Origin of the sequence: Bradyrhizobium genomosp. I (2014) (assembly GCF_000261685.1) — a bacterium.
In the GTDB taxonomy this organism is placed as follows: domain Bacteria; phylum Pseudomonadota; class Alphaproteobacteria; order Rhizobiales; family Xanthobacteraceae; genus Bradyrhizobium.
Genome location: NZ_AJQE01000178.1, coordinates 10,001 through 15,240, shown reverse-complemented (window position 1 = coordinate 15,240; position 5,240 = coordinate 10,001). Strand labels below are relative to the sequence as shown.

The following is a 5,240-nucleotide window of genomic DNA, read 5'->3' as shown; positions in this document are numbered from 1 at the left end:
GGCGGCGGCCGCCGAAGCCGGAGCGCATGATGGCGTTGTTGACGGGCTTTCTGACCAGGAACTTCTTCGCGCTCTTGCCGGTCTCGTCGTAGTAATCGACGACGCCGTCGTCGGGGCTCTGGTAGCGGTAGTATTTCTTGGTCTCGCCGCCGACCGTGAGGGAGGCGAACAGCACCTCGTTCTTTTCGCTCGACGTCACGCCCTCGTCCTCGCCGGCGTAGAACACGTCGAAGGAATCCCCGGGCTGCACCTTGCGCTGGAAATCGACGTCGTAGGAGTAGATCTTGATCATATCCTCGATGACGGGCATCGGCACCTTGTTGCGCATCGCGGTCTCGTAGATGCTCTGGTAGAGCCGCACGCCAGTGCCGTCATCGTCGTCATCGTCCTCGCTGCTGGCGTTGGCCGCGGCATCGGCGACGGTGTTCATGCTCGAGACGTCGACCGCGACGTATTTGCCGAGGTCGGACAGCGCCGCGATCGCCTCCACCACGGTGTCGTTTGCAACCACGACGCGATAGGGCTGGAGGCGGGCGCCTGGGTTGGCGGGCGCCATCAGGATGCGGAGCTTTTCGCCCTCCTTGAGGCCGCCGTCACGGCCGCGCGGGCCGAGCGTTGCGGTGATCGCCTTGATCTCGTCGGTGGTCGCGCCGAGTTCGCGCAGCACCGAGGCGACGCTGTCGCCCTTCTTGACCATGTGGACGCGTTCGCCGTTTGGATTGCCGCCGGTGATCTGCTCCTTGGTCTTAGGCAGCAGCGTCACGTTTTCCGGCACCACGCGCGTCTCGAAGCCGGCATAGGGATCGGACGGCGAGGCCTCGGCAGCGTAGGCGGTTCTGATGTCGGAGGGGCCGGTTGCGCCGGAGATGTCGGCGGTGGCATTGGCGAGCGAGGCGTAGCGCACGCCACCATTGCCGCGCCAATTGGCGGCATCGCGGACCCGCATGAGGATGTCGTCGAGCGCCACCACCGCGGAAATCTTGGCCTTCGGCAGCACCGGCGACAGGTCCTTGGTGACGAAGGACACTTCCGCGTCGGGCTCGACCGCCTCGGGATTGTTGGGATCGTCGGACGCCGTCTTCGGATCGGAGCCGACATCGGTGAGCAGGCGCTGGGCGTTGAACGGCGGGATCTTCGCCGAGAGGTCGCTCGTCGTCATCGACAGGTTGCCGGCGATCCGGACGAAGGGGCGCACCCGCATCACGTCCCGGTTGCCGACGCGGGCGACCATCGAGACGCGCATGACGTTGCGCGAGGCCGTGGATTCGCTTGGCGGCGGCAGGCGGTCGCTCTTGTGCAGCGTGGCGACGCGATCGGCGGCGCCGAATGCGCCGCGCAACGCGCCTTCGACCCGCTCCGGCACCTTGGCGAAGGTCATCTCGCCGTCGAGCGATGCGAAAACGGCGCCGCCGATCAGGGCCGCGCCGCAGAGTCCGGTCAGAATTGTCCCGCTGAACCATTGCACCGAGACGCGGCGGCGGTCGATGACGGCGGCTTCGGACCCATCGACGGACAGCGGCGGCTCGTGGCCGAGATCGATGATCCCGGTCTCACGCCCGTAAGCGCCGCGTGACGTCCTGTGGTTCACTCAAGTCCCCCAATCAACGACCCAAGAGGTCCGCTCCGAACCCACTCCCAAGCCGCCCTCTTGAAGGGGGATTACCGGGAAAAGGCAAGCCGCACAGTTGTCCGCGCTCAGAGAGCCCCACGACGGGCCGGCCGAAATTACGAACAGAAGGGCGGAAAAAGCTCTCTCGATGTCTCTCGAATGTCCGGGGAAGGCTGCGTCATCTGCAAGATCGCCTTCCTCTGACCCCATGAAAACCGCCGGCAGCCCCCACTGGCATCCCTGCGATTCAAGCTTGTGTGTATCAGAACGCCGCGGGAATGTGGCTCAAGTACGGCGCCTAGTATGGAAAAAGTTTCCTGAACGGCCTGACGCAAGGGGCCTTCCCGGGAGGGCGCCGCAGGCCGTCTCCGGAGCCCCTCCGGGCCCCTTCCGGAGCCTGCCTGGGGCCAAACTTTTTTCAGATTTTTTGCCGGGCCGCTTCGGTCTGCGCATTCAGCGCCTCGCTAACCCGCTGGAATCGTGTGAATTTCTACGACAATCCACTGTGCGACGATTTGTTGACGATGGGCGTTGACAGCCCGGAAGGCGGGGCCTATAACCCCAACCACTGAGCGCGGCGCCGCCGGGTCACTGACCAAGGCGAGCGAACGCGCCACTGATGCTCCTCACCTTGTTGAGTGACACAACAATCGACACCAGTCGGTTGGAGTCATTCATCGTCGGTAAGGGTGTCGGAACCCTTCCACTCCGGAAGGTTGGGGCCTCCACGGTCCCGGGCTGTTTGACAAGTGAAGATGAAGAAAGAGAAACGTGGACGGCGGAGTCCTTGCGGGTCTCGCTTCTGAAAAGCTTCGGCTTTTCTGATCGAGACCGGACGAAAGACTTCGGCGGTACACGTTTTAAAGGAAACACCATCGTTGCCAGCGATGTGAATCGCGGGCAGCAAGTCGATTTCGGTCGACAATGGTGGGACCTCGTCAAACGTTGTGATCAGCCGGTTCAAAGTTCAAGTCCAACTTGAGAGTTTGATCCTGGCTCAGAGCGAACGCTGGCGGCAGGCTTAACACATGCAAGTCGAGCGGGCGTAGCAATACGTCAGCGGCAGACGGGTGAGTAACGCGTGGGAACGTACCTTTTGGTTCGGAACAACACAGGGAAACTTGTGCTAATACCGGATAAGCCCTTACGGGGAAAGATTTATCGCCGAAAGATCGGCCCGCGTCTGATTAGCTAGTTGGTGAGGTAATGGCTCACCAAGGCGACGATCAGTAGCTGGTCTGAGAGGATGATCAGCCACATTGGGACTGAGACACGGCCCAAACTCCTACGGGAGGCAGCAGTGGGGAATATTGGACAATGGGGGCAACCCTGATCCAGCCATGCCGCGTGAGTGATGAAGGCCCTAGGGTTGTAAAGCTCTTTTGTGCGGGAAGATAATGACGGTACCGCAAGAATAAGCCCCGGCTAACTTCGTGCCAGCAGCCGCGGTAATACGAAGGGGGCTAGCGTTGCTCGGAATCACTGGGCGTAAAGGGTGCGTAGGCGGGTCTTTAAGTCAGGGGTGAAATCCTGGAGCTCAACTCCAGAACTGCCTTTGATACTGAAGATCTTGAGTTCGGGAGAGGTGAGTGGAACTGCGAGTGTAGAGGTGAAATTCGTAGATATTCGCAAGAACACCAGTGGCGAAGGCGGCTCACTGGCCCGATACTGACGCTGAGGCACGAAAGCGTGGGGAGCAAACAGGATTAGATACCCTGGTAGTCCACGCCGTAAACGATGAATGCCAGCCGTTAGTGGGTTTACTCACTAGTGGCGCAGCTAACGCTTTAAGCATTCCGCCTGGGGAGTACGGTCGCAAGATTAAAACTCAAAGGAATTGACGGGGGCCCGCACAAGCGGTGGAGCATGTGGTTTAATTCGACGCAACGCGCAGAACCTTACCAGCCCTTGACATGTCCAGGACCGGTCGCAGAGATGTGACCCTCTCTTCGGAGCCTGGAACACAGGTGCTGCATGGCTGTCGTCAGCTCGTGTCGTGAGATGTTGGGTTAAGTCCCGCAACGAGCGCAACCCCCGTCCTTAGTTGCTACCATTTAGTTGAGCACTCTAAGGAGACTGCCGGTGATAAGCCGCGAGGAAGGTGGGGATGACGTCAAGTCCTCATGGCCCTTACGGGCTGGGCTACACACGTGCTACAATGGCGGTGACAATGGGATGCTAAGGGGCGACCCTTCGCAAATCTCAAAAAGCCGTCTCAGTTCGGATTGGGCTCTGCAACTCGAGCCCATGAAGTTGGAATCGCTAGTAATCGTGGATCAGCACGCCACGGTGAATACGTTCCCGGGCCTTGTACACACCGCCCGTCACACCATGGGAGTTGGTTTTACCTGAAGACGGTGCGCTAACCCGCAAGGGAGGCAGCCGGCCACGGTAGGGTCAGCGACTGGGGTGAAGTCGTAACAAGGTAGCCGTAGGGGAACCTGCGGCTGGATCACCTCCTTTCTAAGGATGATCCTTCAGCGAGCTTCGGCTCACTATCGGATCGTTTTAGAAACATCAGTGGCCAACAGATCGCCAGATCGTTGAGCTGCATTGGCGGGATTTCGCCGTCTTCGTTTCTCTTTCTTCGCGGACGAACACGCGCTGGGGCTGCAAGCTTGCAGAATCCCTGGTCCTTAACAGGATAAGCGTTAGGGGCTTGTAGCTCAGTTGGTTAGAGCGCGCGCTTGATAAGCGTGAGGTCGGAAGTTCAAGTCTTCCCAGGCCCACCACTTTCATCGAGTGAGCATTCGTCTTCTGGTTACGGGGCCATAGCTCAGCTGGGAGAGCGCGTGCTTTGCAAGCATGAGGTCGTCGGTTCGATCCCGTCTGGCTCCACCAGATGGTTTGATCACCGAGATCGTGCACCGTCGTCCGCGAAACATCACTTCGCATCCTGCTCGTCTGGATAGACAGCAAGATGCGTGTTTTCTGACATCGTAAAGAGGAGATCGATCCGAGTTGGGTCGTGCAGCATATCGTTGCGCGAGCCTTCATTATCTCCGGATCATTTTCGGCGCTTGCTTTCGGCCGTGAGGTTGAATGCGAGTTGTAAAATGATCCTTTTAGCGAAGCTTGACCGCCTCGCTATCGGAACGATCTTACGAAGCAAGCTGGTCTTTCTAGTCAATGTCCGGCTGTACGTAGCATTCGTCGAGGGTGCGCGCCGCAAGGCAATCGTACAGACAACATTCTGCCGAGTGTGTGGACATTGATAATGAGAGCAATCAAGTGCCTTAAGGGTGTTCGGTGGATGCCTTGGCGCTGAGAGGCGATGAAGGACGTGCTACGCTGCGATAAGCCGTGGGGAGCTGCGAAGAAGCTTTGATCCGCGGATTTCCGAATGGGGAAACCCACCTTCGATAGCCGGAACTCCAAGACCTTGTGTCTTGGTGTTCGACCAGAAATGATCGGGACCATGACCGCGAGGTTTTGGATTTCCGGTTATCAAGAGAAGGTATGAGACTTCTGAATACATAGGAGGTTTCAAGCAAACCCAGGGAACTGAAACATCTAAGTACCTGGAGGAAAGGACATCAACAGAGACTCCGTTAGTAGTGGCGAGCGAACGCGGACCAGGCCAGTGATACATCAAAGACAATCGGAACCAGTCAGGAAAGCTGGGCCTCAG

The 5,240-nt window shown here is 59.0% G+C and carries 2 protein-coding genes, 2 tRNA genes and 2 rRNA genes (1 of these 6 cut by a window edge); 4 read left to right on the top strand and 2 right to left on the bottom strand.

The genetic code is table 11. From position 1 onward, the window contains the following. On the bottom strand, positions 1-1,588 hold a 1,588-nt coding region (locus IC50_RS17405), incomplete at its 3' end, for a hypothetical protein (RefSeq protein WP_035707176.1). Between the two features lie 691 nt (positions 1,589-2,279). Further along, complete coding sequence (locus tag IC50_RS41335) at positions 2,280-2,573, bottom strand: hypothetical protein (RefSeq protein WP_157460990.1); 294 nt, start codon at positions 2,571-2,573, stop codon at positions 2,280-2,282. A 10-nt stretch (positions 2,574-2,583) separates the two neighbouring features. Between IC50_RS41335 and IC50_RS17400 the strand changes: the two genes are divergently transcribed. From IC50_RS17400 to IC50_RS17385, 4 genes are all read left to right on the top strand, one after another. Further along, a 16S ribosomal RNA gene (locus IC50_RS17400) occupies positions 2,584-4,072 on the top strand. 192 nt (positions 4,073-4,264) lie between these two features. Further along, positions 4,265-4,341 (top strand) — tRNA-Ile (locus IC50_RS17395). Positions 4,342-4,374: 33 nt separating this feature from the next. Beyond that, positions 4,375-4,450: transfer RNA gene (locus tag IC50_RS17390), tRNA-Ala, on the top strand. Between the two features lie 384 nt (positions 4,451-4,834). After that, positions 4,835-5,240, top strand: a 23S ribosomal RNA gene (locus IC50_RS17385) (it continues 2,440 nt past the right edge of the window). Together the 16S and 23S rRNA genes with 2 tRNA genes alongside form the textbook arrangement of a ribosomal RNA operon.